We start from the raw sequence: 15,752 nt of genomic DNA, 5'->3' as shown, positions 1-15,752 counted from the left end.
GGAGGGGAGCCCCGGCCGGGGCGCGAGAGGGGCGGGTGCCCGCCCCGTTCTGAGAGAGCAAGAGAGTCAAGTGAAGAAGAGAAAGAGTTAAGGAGACACCATGGCATCAGGCAAGGGCCAATCCTTCCTCGACAAGTTCGCCGAGGTCTCGGCGAAGATCGGCAACCAGGTGCACCTGCGGTCGCTGCGCGACGGCTTCGCCACCATCATGCCGATCTACATCCTGGCCGGCATCGCAGTCCTCATCAACAACGTCGTGTTCCCGCTGTTCCTGACCGGCGACGGCCTCGCTGCCGCCCAGTACTGGGGAAACGCCATCACCCAGGGCACCCTGTCCTTCGCGGCCATCCTCCTCTGCGGCGTCATCGGCTACTGCTTCGCCCAGAACAAGCGCTTCGGCAACGCCATCGCCTGCCTCGTGGTGAGCATCTGCTGCCTCGTCATCATGTTCCCGCAGGCCGTCAACACCGCCGTCTCCAACCTCACCTACGCCGTGAGCGCCGGTGAGACCGGGGCCGCCACCCAGACCCTCGAGGCCGTGGACATCGCCAACACCCTCGGCATCGCCGAGGACGCCTCGGTGACCACCGCCGCCACCGGCGTCATCTCCACCACCAACACCGGTGCCAACGGCCTGTTCGCCGGCATCATCGTGGGCCTCGTCGCCACGACCATCTTCATCAAGATCTCCTCTATCGAGAAGCTCAAGATCAACCTCGGCGAGGGCGTGCCCCCGGCGGTGGGCAAGTCGTTCAACGTCATGATCCCGCTGCTGTTCACCCTGTCCATCTTCGCCCTGGTGGCCGCCCTGCTCCACGGCATCTGGGGCACCAACCTCATGGACATCATCGCCACCTGCGTCTCCGCGCCCCTCAAGGACGTCATGAACGCCGGCCCGCTCGCGGTCATCGTCATCTACACCGTGGCCAACCTGCTCTTCTGCCTGGGCATCCACCAGTCCACCATCTCCGGCGTCCTGGCCGAGCCCATCCTCACCGTCCTCATCGTCGAGAACATGGCCTTCTACGCCGCCGGCGAGGCCATCCCCGCCGACCACTACATGAACATGCAGATCGTGAACTCCTTCGCCCTCATCGGCGGCTCGGGCTGTACGCTCATGCTCCTGCTCGACACCTTCCTCTTCTCCAAGAACAAGGCGTCCCGCGACATCGCCAAGCTCTCCATCCTGCCCGGCATCTTCAACATCAACGAGCCCGTCATCTACGGCTACCCCATCGTCTACAACATCGCCCTCATGATCCCCTTCGTGATCCTGCCCGACATCTTCATCGCCGCCACCTACGGCCTCACCTGCATCGGCTGGATCTCCCCCTGCGTCGTCCAGGCCCCCTGGACCACCCCGCCCGTCCTCTCCGCCCTCTTCTCCACCGGCATGGACTGGCGCGCCGCGGTCTGGCAGGTCATCGAGATCGCCATCGGCATGGCCGTGTACCTGCCCTTCATGAAGGTCTCCGAGCGCGCCCAGGCCAAGCAGCTCGAGGAGATGCAGAACGCCGCCTAGGACCCTGTGACCTAGGACCCCGCACCACCGTCACCATCCCCGGCCGTCGGGGGCATGCCTCCCCGCGCTCCCCGACGGCCCCATCCCCGCGCCATGCACCGCACCTACACTGAGCCCATGGGCCGCTGGCCCGGAAACCGCTAAGGAGGAACCATGCAGAAGATTATGCTCGTGTGCAACGCCGGTATGTCCACCTCTCTCCTGGTCCAGAAGATGCAGAACGAGGCCAAGACCCGCGGCCTCGACGTCGAGATCGAGGCCCGTCCCATGGCCGAGGCCATGGAGGCCCTCGACACCGCCGACGTCCTGCTCCTCGGCCCCCAGATCGGCTACGCCAGGGGTGACTTCGAGAAGGCCACCGACAAGCCCGTGGACGTCATCGCCATGGTCGACTACGGCCGCATGAACGCCCCCAAGATCCTGGACGACGCCCTCGCCAAGCTCTAAGGGCGCACCGGACCGCACCTGAGGGGGCGCGCCACGTCAGCGGTGCGCCCCTTTTTCTAGACGAGAGACGCCCGGCACGGCCGGGCGGGAGGGAGAGAGACCCATGGACGAGATGAACGAGCTCCAGCTCACCTGCTTCGAGATCATCAGCTACGTGGGCACGGCCAAGTCGTGCTACGTGAACGCCATCTCCAAGGCCCGCGAGGGGGACTTCGAGGGCGCCCAGGCCCTCATCGCCGAGGGCGACACCGCCTACGCCGGCGGCCACGACGTGCACCTCAAGCTCCTCCAGGCCGACGCCGCGGGCGAGCGCGACGCCGAGGCGCCCCTCATTCTCCTCCACGCCGAGGACCAGATGGCGAGCACCGAGACCGTGAAGATCATGGCCCTCGAGTTCATCGCCCTCTACAAGCGCCTGGACGGCGTGGAGGCCTAGGGTCTCGACGGCTCCGCACGCACCTCCCCTGGACGGTCGGCCCCCTCGCGGGACCGGCCGTCTATCATTGGCGCGGCGGGCTCGGACGGGGAGGGGCAGTGGACAAGGGGACGTTGAGGCGGCGCGCCCGGGAGGCCCGCGACGCGCTCGGGGAGGCCGGGCGCGCGGCCGCGGACGGGCTGCGCGCGGCGGCCGTGGGGGCGTCCGGGCTCTGGGCGGCCGCCGACGTCGTCCTCGCCTACGTGCCCATGGGGTCCGAGGCGAGCCCTGCCGCCCTGGTGGACGCCGCCCTCGCCGGGGGCAAGGCGGCGGCCCTGCCGCGCTGTGTGGCCGGCCGCAGGCTGGAGTGGCGCGCCGTGGGGCCGGGCTGGCGGGACGGCCTCGTGCGCCATCCCTTTGGCATGGCCGAGCCCGACCCGGGGCGCTGGGGGTTGCTCGACGTGCCGGCGGCCCTGGCCGGCGGCGCCGCGGTGCTCGCGCTCTGCCCCGGCCTCGCCTTCGACGGCGAGGGGCGCCGCCTCGGCTACGGCGGCGGCTACTACGACCGGTTCCTCTCCGCCGCCCGCGCCTGCGGCGGCCCCGGCACGTTCGCGGCCGTCGGCCTGGCCCACGGATGCCAGGTGCTCGACGCCGCCGTGCTCGCGTCCGTGGAGGGCCCCTGGGACGAGCCTGTGGACGCCCTGGCCCTCGACGGGTCTATCATGCGGTGCGCACACACACCTTCTACCGAGGAGCGCCTGTGACCGAGCCCGAGAACCAGCGGCCCTACGAGGTGCCGTTCCCTGTGCGGCCCATGGACTACGAGGGGGCGCTGGCCCACCTCCACGGCATCCTGAGGCTGGGGATCTGCCCCATGCTCGAGACCGTGGTCGACATGCTCGCCGAGCTCGGCCGCCCCGACGCGCGCTTCTCCGTGGTGCAGGTGGCCGGCACCAACGGCAAGACGTCCACGTCGCGCTACACGGCGGCGATCCTGGCGGGGGAGGGGCTCTCCACCGCCCTCTACACGTCGCCGGAGCTCGTGGACTACACCGAGCGCATGGAGGTGGCCGGCCGCCCCGTCTCCCGCGAGGGGTTCGCCCGGGCCGTGGCCGCCGCCGCCGAGGCCGGGCGCCGCGTGAACGCCGCCCGGGAGGCCGCGGGAAAGCGGCCCTACGACGTCACGGAGTTCGACACCCTCACCGTGGCCGCCTGCGTGCTCTTTGCCGAGCGCGGGGTCGACGTGGCCGTGCTCGAGGTGGGCATGGGCGGCCGGTGGGACGCCACCACGGCCACGCACCCGGCGGCCACCTGCGTCACGGGCATCGGCCTCGACCACACGCGCATCCTCGGCGACACCCTGGAGGAGATAGCCGGCGAGAAGGCCGCCGTCATCAAGGCCGGCCAGGCCTGCGTCCTGGGGCGCGGCACGGCCGAGCCGCCCTCGGTGCAGGACGTCCTGCTGGGGCGGTGCGCCGCCCAGGGCGTGACGCCCGCGGTGGTGCGCGCCGCGGGCGAGCCGGCGCCGGCCGGGCTGCCGGTGTGCCGCTACGCGGTCGTGTCGGAGCCCACGGCCCTGGGCGACCCCCTCGTCCTCGACGTCGAGGCGCCGCTCGCCGCCTACCGCGGGCTCTCGGCTGTCAAGCCCCGCTACCAGGCCGCCAACATCGCCTGCGCCGTCGCCCTGGCCGAGGGGTTCCTCGGCCGCCCGCTCGATCCTGCGGCCCTCGCCGCCTCCGTGGCCGCGTGCCCCACGCCGGGGCGCTTCGACCTCGTGCGCGCCGAGCCGCCCCTGCTCGTGGACGCCGCCCACAACCCGCAGTCGGTGGCCGTGTTCCTCGACAGCCTGGGGGCCCTGGACGGCGCGGGACGGGCGCCGGAGCTCGTGTGCGCGGTCCTCGCCGACAAGGACGTCGCCGGCATCGTGGGGCTGCTCGCCGGGGCCTTCCCCGTGGTGCACGTGTGCCGGACGCCGAGCCCCCGCGCGCTGCCGCCCGAGGAGCTCGCGGGGCTCTTCCGGGAGGCCGGCGCCACGGTGGCGTCCGTCTCGCCCACGGTGGCGGGCGCCCTTGCCGCGGTGGGGGACGCCCCCGCCGTGGCCGTGGGATCCATCACGCTGACGGGCGAGGTGTGCCGCGTGCTGAGGGCCGGTACGGGGGAGTAACGGCAACCGGTTGCCTTTGCGGAGCGGGGTCGCGGTGCCTGCGGGGCCGGGGGCTCCCGCCCATGGGCAACCGGTTGCCCATGGGGCCGTCAGACGACGATGTATGGGCTGGCGCGGGGCCCCGACCGCCGCCGACGCGGGCCGTAAGGCTGTGTGGCGGGGCTGTGATGGAGAGGGGAGTGTCGTGCCGGTACGGTACAATGCACCAAGCACGCAGCTCGAACGCACCGCCGGTGCAGATAGCCCCGAAGGAGCCACCCGATGCAGGATCTGCTCGATCAGATAATCACGCCCGAGGTCCGTATGGTCCTCTACCTCATGCTCGCCTGCGTGGTCATGCTCTACCTGCTCTCCATCGTCTACGTCATCCGCGACGCCCAGCGCCGCGGCGCCGAGCCCTGGTGGCTGTGGGCCATCATCTCGGTGGTTCCCATCGTGGGCCTGCTCGCCTACGTCATCCTGCGCCCCAGCAGCTACCTGGTGGACCGCGAGGAGCAGGACCTCGACATCGCCCTGCGCGAGCACCAGCTGTCCCACTACGGCATCTGCCCCAAGTGCGGCACGCCCATCGACCGCGACTTCATCGTCTGCCCCATCTGCAACACGCAGGTGCGCAACGTCTGCCCCACGTGCCACCGGCCGCTCAACGCCGACTGGAAGGTGTGCCCCTACTGCCGCACCCGCATCCAGTAGGCACGCCCACAACGTATCGTCCAGGCCCGCTCCGGCGGGCCTTTTGCTAAGGAGGGAGCCCCATGCCCCGCGAGACCATGGCTCAGAAGCGCGAGCGCGCCGCCGAGGTGGAGCGCCGCATGTTCGAGGTGTACGGCGAGGGGGCCTGCTCCCTGGACTACACCGACCCGTTCCGCCTCACCGTCGCCGTGGTCCTCTCGGCCCAGTGCACCGACGCCGCCGTCAACAAGGTGACGCCGCTGCTGTGGGAGCGGTTCCCCGAGCCCGCCGACCTCGCCGCCGCGGACACCGACCAGATCGAGGAGATCATCCGGCCCCTGGGCTTCTACCGCGCCAAGGCCGCCAAGCTCAAGGGTCTCGCGCAGATGAGCGTCTCTGAGTTCGGCGGGACCGTGCCCCAGGACATCGACGAGCTCCAGCGCCTCCCCGGCGTCGGCCGCAAGACCGCCAACTGCGTCATGTGCCAGGCGTTCAGGGACCCCCAGGGCATCGCCGTCGACACCCACGTGTACCGCATCGCCCACCGGCTCAAGTTCTGCGGCCCCTCGGCCAACACACCCGACAAGGTGGAGGCGGCGCTGCTCAAGGTCTACCCCCGCGAGCAGTGGCTCTACATCAACCACCAGTGGGTGCACTTTGGCCGCGAATATTGCCGCGCGCGCAACCCGCGGTGCTCCGAGTGCTTTGTGGCGGACATCTGCCCGAGCGCCGGCAAGTGCTGACCCGCCCCGTTGTCCCAACACCCGGACACTTTTGTCCCATTGGTCGGGTACTTCTGTCCCACCGTCGGGCACCGCTGCCGCATCATCAGTTGCGAAACAAGCGAAGTGACAGATGGGCCAGGCACCGCTGTCACACCGGGCTTGATTGATATGTGACACGGCCGCCCATGGCGCCCTCCGGCCCGCGGGGTATGAACCCCCGTCGAACGACGATTCGAAGGAGGCCCCATGGCCAAGAAGGACAGGAAGAACGACCGCCTCGACCCCGACGAGGTCGAGCGTCGCGTCAAGGAGGAGCTCGAGCGGATCGGCGCCGTGCCGGTGCGGTCCGACGACGCGGACCTCGCCGAGGGCGACGACGTGGAGATGGCCACCGTGGAGGAGGTCATGGCGCCGGCCCAGACCACCCCGGTGGAGCTCGAGAACGAGCTGGCCGCCTACCTCATCGACACCGCCGTGCGCTCCGTGGACACCGAGAACCAGCGCGGCCGCTCCATCGGCTCCTACTCCAGCCGCCTGCTCATCGGCATCGCCGTGCTGGCCGTCGTGGCCCTGGCCGTGGCCGTGCCCACCATCCTCATCCTCGCCCCGGGCTGGGAGGCCGTGCTCATGACGGCCCTCTTCACCGGCGTGCTCGTGCCGCTGCTCGTGGCGTTCCTGCTGGCCGTGACCGCGGGCGCCGGCTCCGCACGCATGGTCAAGGGCGTGCCGGCCGACCTCTTCTCCACGGCCGTCTCGGCCCCCGTCAAGACCAAGATGGAGCTCGCCAGGCGCATCTGTGCGGCCGAGCAGGAGCGCTACGAGGAGGCCAGCCGCAGCCACGACCGCGTGTCCGGCGCCCTCACCGCCGCGCGCATCCTCATGCTCGTGGCCGTGGGCTTCTTCGTGGTGGCGCTCCTGTTCCTCTGCGTCATCATGTTCGTGCACGTGGCGTAGGCGCCCGGACGGGGCCTCGACCCCACCCGCACAGGGACGACCGCCCGGGGCGGCGGGACGGCGACCGGCCGCCCCGCCGCCTTTCCCGTGCCGCGCGACGCCCCTTCCCACGCGACGCCCCCCCCGCGCTGCGCCGCCCCCGCGCTGCGCCGCTCCCCCGCGCGCCGCCCAGCCTTGTGGACACCTTCTGAACCTTGTTAGCCCCGGTTACCTTCTACCGGTTCGCTCTGGTTAACTTGTCGCGCCAGAAACCGGACCGAAAGGAACCGCCCGCAGATGATGATCGACAAGCGCCTCATCGCCGTGGCCGGCGACGCCAGGCGCCACGTGGCGGCCAACGTCGCCTTCCAATGGGTGGCGCTGGTGGCGAACATCGCCGCCATGGGCGCCGTGGCGCTCCTCCTCCAGGGGCTCTACGAGCGCACGGCCACCGCCGCCTCGCTCTGGGGCACCGTCGCCGCCGTTGCGGCCGCGGCCGTGGTGCGCCTCCTCTGCACCGCCGCGTCGTCGCGCCAGAGCCACCTGTCCTCGGCCGAGGTCAAGCTGCGCCTGCGCGACCTCATCTACCGCAAGCTCCTCGCCCTGGGCCCCCGCTACCGCTCGGTGGCGCCCACCTCCGAGGTCGTGCAGGTGGCCGTGGAGGGCGTGGACCAGCTGGAGACGTACTTCGGCGCCTACCTGCCGCAGTTCTTCTACGCCATGCTCGCCCCCGTCACGCTCTTCGCGGTGCTGTGCTTTGTGAACGTGCCGGCCGCCGCCGTGCTGCTCGTGTGTGTGCCGCTCATCCCGGCCGCCATCGCCGCGGTGCAGACGTGGGCCAAGAGGCTCCTCGGCACCTACTGGGGCCGGTACACCTCCCTCGGCGACACGTTCCTCGAGAACCTCCAGGGCCTCACCACGCTCAAGGTCTACCGCGCCGACGCCTTCAAGCAGCGGGAGATGAACGAGGAGGCCGAGCGCTTCCGCTGCGTCACCATGCGCGTGCTCACCATGCAGCTCAACTCCATCACCATCATGGACCTCGTGGCGTTCTGCGGCGCGGCCGCCGGCACCTGGGTCGCCGTGACGCAGTTCCAGGCCGGTGCCGTGGGCCTCGCCGGCGTGCTCTTCACCGTCCTCGTGGCCGCCGACTTCTTCATCCCCATGCGCCAGCTGGGCAGCTTCTTCCACATCGCCATGAACGGCATGGCGGCGTCCGAGAAGATCTTCCGCCTGCTCGACGCCGACGTCCCGGCCGACGGCTCCCTCCCCGTGCCGGACGAGGGCCCCATCGTCGCCCGGGGCCTCTCGTTCACCTATCCCGGCGCCGAGGGACCCACCCTCCGCGACCTGGACATCGAGGTGCCCCGCGGTTCGTTCACGGCCGTGGTGGGGGAGTCGGGCTCGGGCAAGTCGACGCTCGCCTCCCTCGTGGCCGGCCGCCTGCGCGACTACGACGGGTCGCTCTCCATCGGGGGCGTGGAGCTCGCGGACGTCGCCGAGGCTTCCCTCATGGGCTCCGTCGCCTACCTGGGCCACCAGAGCCACCTCTTCTCGGGCACCGTGCGCGACAACCTCGCCATGGCCGCGCCGGACGCCACCGACGGGGAGCTCCTGGCCGCCGCTGCCCGTGCCGGCATCGACGGCTTCCTCGCGGCCGAGCAGGGCCTCGACACCCCGGTGGCCGAGGGCGGCTCGAACCTGTCCGGCGGCCAGCGGCAGCGCCTCGCCCTGGCCCGCGCGCTCCTCGCCGACGCCGACGTCTACCTGTTCGACGAGGCCACGTCCAACGTGGACATGGAGAGCGAGGACGCCATCATGGCCGAGGTGCGCCGCCTGGCCGCCACCAAGACCGTCGTCCTCGTGTCGCACCGCCTGGCCACCGCCGCCCAGGCCGACCGCATCTGGGTCATGGAAGACGGGCGCCTCGTTGAGGACGGCACCCACGACGAGCTCGTGGCGGCCTCCGGACCCTACGCCCGCCTGTGGGACGCCCAGCGCTCCCTCGAGACCTTCGGAGGTGAGGCCGCGTGACCCGCCGCAGCCCCCTTGCCGTCATGGGCCGGCTCGTCGGCCTCGTGCGGCCCCTCGCCGGCTTCATGGCCCTCGCCGTGGCCCTCGGCCTGGCGGGGCACCTCGCCGCCACCTTCGTGACCGTCCTCGGCGGCGTCGCCGTCCTCGGCGCCCTGGGCGAGCCCGTGGGGATGGGCACCGCCGCCGCCCTCTGGGCCATGGCGGCCTGTGCCCTCGTGCGCGGCCCGCTCCGCTACGGCGAGCAGGCCTGCAACCACTACATCGCCTTCAAGCTGCTGGCCCTCGTGCGCGACCGCGTCTTCACGGCGCTCCGCCGCCTGGCCCCGGCCAAGCTCGAGGGCCGTGACAAGGGCGACCTCGTGGCGCTCGTCACATCCGACATCGAGCTCCTCGAGGTGTTCTTCGCCCACACCGTCTCGCCCGTGCTCATCGCCGTGCTGTTCTCGGCCGTGATGGTGGCGTTCATCGGCTCGTTCAGCCCGTGGCTGGGCCTCGTCGCCCTGCTCGCCTACGTGGCCGTGGGCGCCGTGGTGCCCGTCGCGGCCTCCCGGGCCGCCGGCGACGCCGGTGCCGAGGTGCGCGGCAAGGCCGGGGCCCTGGCGTCCTACGTGCTCGACGGCCTGCGCGGCATCGCCGAGGTCGTGCAGTACGGCCGCGGGGAGGAGCGTCTGGCCGGCATGGCCGCCCGCACCCGGGGCCTGCTCGCCGACGAGGCGCGCCTCAAGCGCGTCACCGGCCTGGACACCGCCGCCACCGGCGCCGTCATCACGGCGTTCGACCTGGCCATGCTCGTCTCGGCGGCCGCGCTCCACGGCCAGGGCGCCGTGGGCTTCGCGGGCGTGCTCGTGCCCACCCTCGCTCTCATGGGGTCGTTCGGCCCCGTGGTGGCCCTCGCCAACCTGGGCGCCACGCTGCAGCAGACCATCGCCTCGGGCAACCGCGTGCTCAACATCCTCGACGAGGAGCCCCAGGTGGCCGACGTCACCGGGCGCCCCGAGGTGGGGTTCTCCGGCGCCGCGGCGTCCCATGTGGACTTCTCCTACGGCGACGAGGGCCCGGTGCTCGCCGACGTCTCCGTGGACGTGCCCGAGGGCTCCGTCGTGGGCCTCGTGGGGCGCTCCGGCTCCGGCAAGTCCACGCTGCTCAAGCTGTTCATGAGGTTCTGGGACGTGCAGGGCGGCTCCGTGGCGGTCTCGGGCACCGAGGTGTCCGACGTCGACACCGACAACCTGCGCGACCTCGAGGGCTACATGACCCAGGACACGCACCTGTTCCACGACAGCATCCGCAACAACCTGCGCATCGCCAGGCTGGATGCCACCGACGACGAGATCGAGGCCGCCTGCCGCGCCGCGTCGGTCCACGACTTCATCGCCGGCCTGCCCCAGGGCTACGGCACGCCGGTGGGCGAGCTCGGCGACACGCTCTCGGGCGGGGAGCGCCAGCGCCTGGGCCTGGCCCGCGCGTTCCTCCACGACGCGCCGTTCCTGCTGCTGGACGAGCCCACGAGCAACCTCGACAGCCTCAACGAGGCCCAGGTGCTGAAGTCGCTCGCCGAGGGGCGCGACGGCCGCACGGTGCTGCTCGTGAGCCACCGCGAGTCCACCATGCGCGTGGCCGACCGGGTCTTCTCCGTCGAGGACGGGAGGTTGAGCTGATGGCCGCCGCCGGTGACGCCCGCCGGCCTGCGGCCGCCGTGGAGGCCAGGCGCGCCCGGGAGCAGGAGGTCGTCTCGCAGATGATCGGCATCTGGTGCCACGCCAGGCACGGCACCGCCCGCGGCGAGCTCTGCGACGAGTGCGCCGAGCTGGAGGCCTACGCCCGCGCCCGGAGCGAGCGGTGCCCCTTCATGGAGACCAAGACGTTCTGCTCCAACTGCAGCGTCCACTGCTACCGGGCGGAGATGCGCGAGCGCATCCGGGAGGTCATGCGGTTCTCGGGACCCCGCATGCTCCTGCACAGGCCGGTCATGGCCTGCCGCCACGTGGTCGAGTCCCGCAGGGAGAAGAAGGCAATCGAGAGGGAGATGAGAGATGACCGTTAAGAAACTGCCGTTCCTCGTGCTCGGGTTCGTCGGGCTCGGCCTGGGGTTCGTGGGGGCGGTGCTGCCGCTCATCCCCGCGTTCCCGTTCCTCATGCTGGCGGCGTACTCGTTCGCCCGTTGCTCCGAGCGTCTTGACCGCTGGTTCCGCGGCACGCGCCTCTACCGCGACAACCTGGAGGACCTCGTGGGCGGCCGAGGCATGGCCCGCGCGGCGCGCCGCCGCGTCATGGGCGCCGTCACGCTGGTCATGGCCGTGGGCTTCACCCTCATGGCGCTGAAGGGCCTCGTGGTGCCGTGCACCGTCCTGTTCGCCGTGTGGCTGGGCCACATGCTGTACTTCGCCTTTGGCGTGAGGCGCCGCGAGGAGGGCGAGGGGGCCGCGGCGTAGGGGAGGAGCTCTGGGGCGCGGCCCGCAACCCATCCCAAGGCGACCGGTCGCGCTGCGGGGCCGCACGGTAGGTGGGGCCCTGTGGTGGGGCCAACATGGCGCGGCCTCTCCCCGGCGCGCCCCCTGGCAAGCAGCGGCCCCTGGTTCACAGATGCGCCTCCCGGCGAGTGGCCCCTCTGACAAGCGCTCCCGATTCTTCAGTGCGGCCCCCTGCAGGGCGACCTTGTCCCCAAGGCGCCCTGCAGGGGGCCTTCTGTCTTTTGGCGGTGCATCTCCGCGCCCTACAGGGCCCCGCTGTCCCTTGCGCGCCCTAGAGGGGGATGATGCGCCCGGCAGGTGGTCGCAACTGCCTTCCGTAGGTGGCCGGAGCAGGAAAACCCCCTTCAACGGCCCCCTGTGCCGGTGGCTTGTCCCAAGGGCGGGATGCAGGGCGCACGCTAGGCTCGTCTCGCTCCAAAAGGACTTTGGAGGGGGGCTTTTCGTGCACTGAACGCCCTTGGAGGGCGGCCCGTCACCCTCCAAGGGGCCTTTGCCGCAAGCACCCTCCGCAGGGTGCCACTAGAGGGGGGTCTTGCGGCTTCCCGCGCGCCGGCCGCCCACGCCCCGCCAGCCGCCCGCGCGCGCCGGCCGCCCACGCCCCGCCTTACCAGAGGTCCCACGGGGTGAAGAGCTCCCGGTGCAGGCGGGCGCGCCTCTCGAGGGTCGAGCGGCAGAGCGGCCTCTGCCTCACGCCGAGCCTGTCCGCCACCTCCCCCATGAAGGCGTCCAGGCGCTCCCGGCGGTCTGCCATGTTGGGCGTCAGGGGCAGGATCTCAAAGCCCATGTGGGCGGCGGCCACCAGGCGGTCCTTGTCCTCGAGGGGGCGCATGCCCTCCTCGTGGCCGTGGGAGTCGTACTCGACGGCCAGGTGGCTCTCGGGCCATGCGAGGTCGAGGTAGATCGCCCGCTTTGCGGGGAGCAGGGCCCGCGCCCGAGCGTTGAGGGCCACCGGGTGGTTGCGCTGCGGCTCGGGGAGCCCGTAACCGCCGCGGCGCGCGGGGAGCGAGGCGTAGAGGACGGTCGCTGCCTCACGCGGGGAGGCGCATCCGTCGAGCAGGTGCGGGGCGGCCGAGCGGGCCGTGGAGACGTGCCTCGCGCCATCCGGCACGGAGGCGATGAGGTCCGCCACCTCGCCGGGCGTCGTCAGCGGGCCCGGCCGCCTCCTCATGCCCTGGGGCGCCATGGAGTAGGTGCCGCACAGCTCGCATCCCAGGAGGAGGGCCTGCCCGAAGCCGAGGCCGCGCGTGCGGAGCAGCCAGTGAAATGCGGGGGAGGGGGCGAAGACGCCCAGGTCGGGCGGGTCGGACGGGTCGTCGAGGCGCACGAGCGCCCCGTGGGGCAGCCCCACGCCCCAGCGCCTGCAGCCGATATTGCCGCCGTGCCGACGGGCGGCGTCGGTGCCCACGAGACACGGTATGGGGAGGGGCTCGTCCTCGGGACGCCTGCGGGCCCCGTTCACCACCGGCCTGAACGACGGCTCCCAGCGGGAGAGGGCGTCCAGGGCCGGCGCCCCGTCCATGTCGCGTATGTTGGCCGTCGCGGACGCCAGGGCGACGGCCGCCTCCTCGTCCGGGACGGGGGCGAGGGTGATTCCCGAGAGGTACGCCGCGCGGGCGCACCAGTCGTGGACGATGAATGCCATGGGACCTCCCTTGGTCGTCTCCATGGGTCGGCCGACCCATACGACAAGGGTGTCCACGTTGCGATGATGATGGATGTTCTCCGAGCATACCTAACGGGTGTCGCCCTGTGAAGACGCCTCCCGCCTGACGCCTTTCCGACGGCGGCCGTCAGGGTGCGGAAAGGGAGCAGGCGCCGAGGAGCGCCCCGCGCCCGCGTGCGCCCCGCACTCGCGCACCCGCCCTCGCGACACGCCCGTGCCCGCCCCGCCCCCGACCCTCGCGACACGCCCGCGCCAAGAGGGGTATCCTTGACCCCGTGCGCCGGCATCGGGCCGGCTCGTATCCGGAGGGTGCACCCCATGAACCAGCGCGTCCCACAGCCCGCAGCCACGCGGCCCGTCCAGGGCGTCATCGCTGCGTGCGGCACCCTCACCCTCACCCAGACTATCTAGGCGCTTGGCGAGCGGCCCCGGCCGCCCGGTGAGCGCCGCCTCCTGTACGGGGACGTCCCTGCCGCACGGCGGGCCGGCCCCTGCCCGTTGTCGTCAAACGGCCATCGTGAGGCCGAGAAAACAAGAAGGAGTCAGCACCATGTCCAACCCCATCTCCGTCAACCTGCCCGACGGCTCCGCCCGCGAGCTCGAGGCCGGCGCCACCGCGGCCGACCTCGCCGCCTCCATCGGCGCCGGCCTGGCCAAGGCCGCCCTCGCCGCCAAGGTCAACGGCGTGCCCCAGGACCTCGCCGCGCCCCTGCGCGACGGCGACACCGTCGAGATTCTCACCATCAAGAGCCCCGACGCCCTGCCCATCGTGCGCCACTCCTGCGCCCACGTCATGGCCGAGGCCGTGAGCGAGCTCTTCTCCAACGTGGCCCTGGGCATCGGCCCCGACGTCGAGAACGGCTTCTACTACGACTTCCAGACGCCGGACCAGATCTCGTCCAACGACTTCGAGCGCATCGAGGAGCGCATGCGCGCCATCATCCGCGAGGACGAGCCCTTCGTGCGGGAGGTCGTCAGCCGCGAGCAGGCCCAGGAGATGTTCGCCGACCAGCCCCTCAAGCTCGAGCTCCTCGACGACATCGACGCCTCCGAGGACGTCACGGTCTACCGTCACGGCGACCACCTCGAGCTCTGCCGCGGCCCGCACGTGGCGAGCGCCGGCAAGATCCCGGCCGACTCCTTCGAGCTGCAGAAGGTGGCCGGCGCCTACTGGCGCGGCAACGCCGAGAACGAGATGCTGCAGCGCGTCTACGGCGTCGAGTTCGCCACCAAGAAGGAGCTCAAGGCCTACAACCACATGATGGAGGAGGCCCGCAAGCGCGACCACCGCGTCCTCGGCCCCAAGCTCGGCATCTTCGAGACGCTCGACGAGGTGGGACCCGGCCTGCCGCTGTTCTTCCCCAAGGGCGCGCGCATCGTGCGCACGATGCAGGAGTGGCTGCGCAAGGAGCTGTACCGTCGCGGCTACGAGGAGGTCATCACCCCGCACGTCTACAAGTCCGATGTCTGGAAGACCTCCGGTCATTACGACTTCTATAAAGAGAACATGTACTTCTTCAACATCAACGAGGGCACCGACGAGGAGCCGCGCCTCTCGGAGTTCGGCGTGAAGCCCATGAACTGCCCGGGCCACGTGCTGCTCTACAAGAGCAACCTCCACAGCTACCGCGACCTCCCGCTGCGCTACTTCGAGTTCGGCACGGTGTACCGCCACGAGCTCTCCGGCGCCGTCAACGGCCTGTTCCGCGCCCGCGGCTTCACCCAGGACGACGCCCACGTGTTCTGCCGCGAGGACCAGGTGGTGGACGAGGTCGAGAGCATCATGGACCTCGTCGACCAGATCATGGGCACCTTCGACCTCACCTACGAGTGCGAGATCTCCACGCGCCCGGCCCACTCCATCGGCACCGACGAGATGTGGGAGAAGGCCGAGAGCTTCCTCAAGGAGGCCCTCGAGAAGCGCGGCGTGCCCTACGACATCAACGAGGGCGACGGCGCCTTCTACGGCCCCAAGATCGACGTCAAGGTGAAGGACTCCATCGGCCGTACGTGGCAGTGCTCCACCATCCAGGTGGACTTCAACCTGCCCGAGCGCTTCGACATCACCTACCGAACGGCCGACAACACCCAGGAGCGCCCCTGGATGCTGCATCGTGCCATCTTCGGCTCCATCGAGCGCTTCCTGGGCATCCTCATCGAGAACTACGCAGGCGCCCTGCCCCTGTGGCTGGCCCCGGTCCAGGCCGAGATCGTGCCCATCGCCGACCGTCACCTCGACTACGCCGAGGACGTGGCCAAGCGCCTGCGCGCCGTGGGCGGCCGTGTGGAGGTGGACACCCACTCCGAGCCCATGCGCGCCAAGATCGCCCGCGCCCAGGAGCAGAAGATCCCCTACATGCTCGTGGTGGGCGACAAGGAGGCCGAGGAGGGCACCGTCTCCGTGCGCGAGCGCTCCGAGGGCGACCAGGGCTCCATGGCCGTGGACGAGTTCGTGAAGGTCATCGCCGACGCCCAGGTGTAGCCGCCGCGGGGCCTTCCCCTCAGGGGCCCGGGCTTTTGCATCATCGGAGGCAGTTCGAAAGGGCCGACCGTATCTGGCGATACGGTCGGCCCTTTCTCGGTGTTCTCATCGCGGTGGGCGACCCCGGGCCGGCCGGGGCCGCCGCTTTACCGCTTTTGTGCTTGATGCCCATGGAGCCAGGGCCACTGCAAGGAACCTGATACCATTTTCGGCGATCCCGTCGG

At 71.1% G+C, this 15,752-nt stretch carries 14 protein-coding genes; 13 read left to right on the top strand and 1 reads right to left on the bottom strand.

The annotated features are described in order from the left end of the window. Positions 1–100 precede the first annotated feature (100 nt). The 12 genes from NFR49_RS03435 (at position 101) to NFR49_RS03380 (ending at position 11,344) form a co-directional block, all read left to right on the top strand. The gene (locus NFR49_RS03435; protein ID WP_251158266.1) at positions 101–1,522 is read left to right on the top strand and encodes a PTS sugar transporter subunit IIC; all 1,422 of its coding nucleotides are present in this window, start codon (positions 101–103) and stop codon (positions 1,520–1,522) included. Between the two features lie 153 nt (positions 1,523–1,675). Then, positions 1,676–1,969 carry a PTS sugar transporter subunit IIB gene (locus NFR49_RS03430; RefSeq protein ID WP_251158265.1) on the top strand — a complete coding sequence of 98 codons (294 nt, stop codon included), beginning with the start codon at positions 1,676–1,678 and terminating at the stop codon, positions 1,967–1,969. Between the two features lie 103 nt (positions 1,970–2,072). After that, on the top strand, positions 2,073–2,405 hold the full coding sequence (locus NFR49_RS03425; RefSeq protein ID WP_251158264.1) for a PTS sugar transporter subunit IIA: 333 nt from the start codon (positions 2,073–2,075) through the stop codon (positions 2,403–2,405). A gap of 98 nt (positions 2,406–2,503) precedes the next feature. Next, complete coding sequence (locus NFR49_RS03420; RefSeq protein WP_251158263.1) at positions 2,504–3,148, top strand: 5-formyltetrahydrofolate cyclo-ligase; 645 nt, start codon at positions 2,504–2,506, stop codon at positions 3,146–3,148. Further along, entirely contained in the window at positions 3,145–4,548 is a 1,404-nt protein-coding gene (locus NFR49_RS03415; RefSeq protein WP_338032519.1) for a bifunctional folylpolyglutamate synthase/dihydrofolate synthase, read from the top strand. Before NFR49_RS03420 ends, NFR49_RS03415 begins: the two co-directional genes overlap by 4 nt. A gap of 261 nt (positions 4,549–4,809) precedes the next feature. Beyond that, positions 4,810–5,241 (top strand): zinc ribbon domain-containing protein, encoded by a 432-nt coding sequence (locus NFR49_RS03410; RefSeq protein WP_135977142.1) that lies wholly within the window; start codon positions 4,810–4,812, stop codon positions 5,239–5,241. Positions 5,242–5,303: 62 nt separating this feature from the next. Then, positions 5,304–5,963, top strand: coding sequence for an endonuclease III (nth, locus tag NFR49_RS03405; protein ID WP_251158262.1), 660 nt, complete (start codon positions 5,304–5,306; stop codon positions 5,961–5,963). Between the two features lie 228 nt (positions 5,964–6,191). Beyond that, positions 6,192–6,899 carry a hypothetical protein gene (locus NFR49_RS03400; RefSeq protein WP_251158261.1) on the top strand — a complete coding sequence of 236 codons (708 nt, stop codon included), beginning with the start codon at positions 6,192–6,194 and terminating at the stop codon, positions 6,897–6,899. A gap of 276 nt (positions 6,900–7,175) precedes the next feature. Beyond that, a complete protein-coding gene (locus NFR49_RS03395) occupies positions 7,176–8,912 on the top strand; it encodes an ABC transporter ATP-binding protein/permease (protein ID WP_251158260.1) in 1,737 nt (578 codons plus the stop codon). Beyond that, positions 8,909–10,570: a thiol reductant ABC exporter subunit CydC gene (cydC, locus tag NFR49_RS03390; protein ID WP_338032518.1), complete on the top strand. Its 1,662-nt coding sequence runs from the start codon at positions 8,909–8,911 to the stop codon at positions 10,568–10,570. The genes NFR49_RS03395 and cydC overlap by 4 nt, the downstream gene beginning before the upstream one ends. Continuing rightward, positions 10,570–10,956: a nitrous oxide-stimulated promoter family protein gene (locus NFR49_RS03385; RefSeq protein WP_251158259.1), complete on the top strand. Its 387-nt coding sequence runs from the start codon at positions 10,570–10,572 to the stop codon at positions 10,954–10,956. Before cydC ends, NFR49_RS03385 begins: the two co-directional genes overlap by 1 nt. Further along, positions 10,946–11,344, top strand: coding sequence for a YbaN family protein (locus tag NFR49_RS03380; RefSeq protein WP_251158258.1), 399 nt, complete (start codon positions 10,946–10,948; stop codon positions 11,342–11,344). The genes NFR49_RS03385 and NFR49_RS03380 overlap by 11 nt, the downstream gene beginning before the upstream one ends. Before the next feature lie 643 nt (positions 11,345–11,987). Here the strand turns inward: NFR49_RS03380 and NFR49_RS03375 are convergent. Next, positions 11,988–13,025: a hypothetical protein gene (locus NFR49_RS03375; RefSeq protein ID WP_251158257.1), complete on the bottom strand. Its 1,038-nt coding sequence runs from the start codon at positions 13,023–13,025 to the stop codon at positions 11,988–11,990. 571 nt (positions 13,026–13,596) lie between these two features. On the opposite strand from NFR49_RS03375, the gene thrS reads away from it, so the two are divergent. Next, entirely contained in the window at positions 13,597–15,528 is a 1,932-nt protein-coding gene (thrS, locus tag NFR49_RS03370) for a threonine--tRNA ligase (RefSeq protein WP_251158256.1), read from the top strand. The last annotated feature ends 224 nt before the right edge of the window (positions 15,529–15,752 follow it).

Source organism: Caniella muris, from assembly GCF_943193035.1.
Classification (GTDB): Bacteria; Actinomycetota; Coriobacteriia; order Coriobacteriales; family Atopobiaceae; genus Granulimonas; species Granulimonas faecalis.
This window is presented reverse-complemented; position numbering and strand designations above follow the sequence as displayed.

Excerpts from the sequence above, each read along its gene's own strand:
- NFR49_RS03435 (WP_251158266.1), top strand. The coding sequence starts at position 101 with ATGGCATCAGGCAAGGGCCAATCCTTCCTCGACAAGTTCGCCGAGGTC.
- NFR49_RS03430 (WP_251158265.1), top strand. The coding sequence starts at position 1,676 with ATGCAGAAGATTATGCTCGTGTGCAACGCCGGTATGTCCACCTCTCTC.
- NFR49_RS03425 (WP_251158264.1), top strand. The coding sequence starts at position 2,073 with ATGGACGAGATGAACGAGCTCCAGCTCACCTGCTTCGAGATCATCAGC.
- NFR49_RS03410 (WP_135977142.1), top strand. The coding sequence starts at position 4,810 with ATGCAGGATCTGCTCGATCAGATAATCACGCCCGAGGTCCGTATGGTC.
- nth (WP_251158262.1), top strand. The coding sequence starts at position 5,304 with ATGCCCCGCGAGACCATGGCTCAGAAGCGCGAGCGCGCCGCCGAGGTG.
- NFR49_RS03400 (WP_251158261.1), top strand. The coding sequence starts at position 6,192 with ATGGCCAAGAAGGACAGGAAGAACGACCGCCTCGACCCCGACGAGGTC.
- NFR49_RS03395 (WP_251158260.1), top strand. The coding sequence starts at position 7,176 with ATGATGATCGACAAGCGCCTCATCGCCGTGGCCGGCGACGCCAGGCGC.
- NFR49_RS03385 (WP_251158259.1), top strand. The coding sequence starts at position 10,570 with ATGGCCGCCGCCGGTGACGCCCGCCGGCCTGCGGCCGCCGTGGAGGCC.
- NFR49_RS03380 (WP_251158258.1), top strand. The coding sequence starts at position 10,946 with ATGACCGTTAAGAAACTGCCGTTCCTCGTGCTCGGGTTCGTCGGGCTC.
- NFR49_RS03375 (WP_251158257.1), bottom strand. The coding sequence starts at position 13,025 with ATGGCATTCATCGTCCACGACTGGTGCGCCCGCGCGGCGTACCTCTCG.
- thrS (WP_251158256.1), top strand. The coding sequence starts at position 13,597 with ATGTCCAACCCCATCTCCGTCAACCTGCCCGACGGCTCCGCCCGCGAG.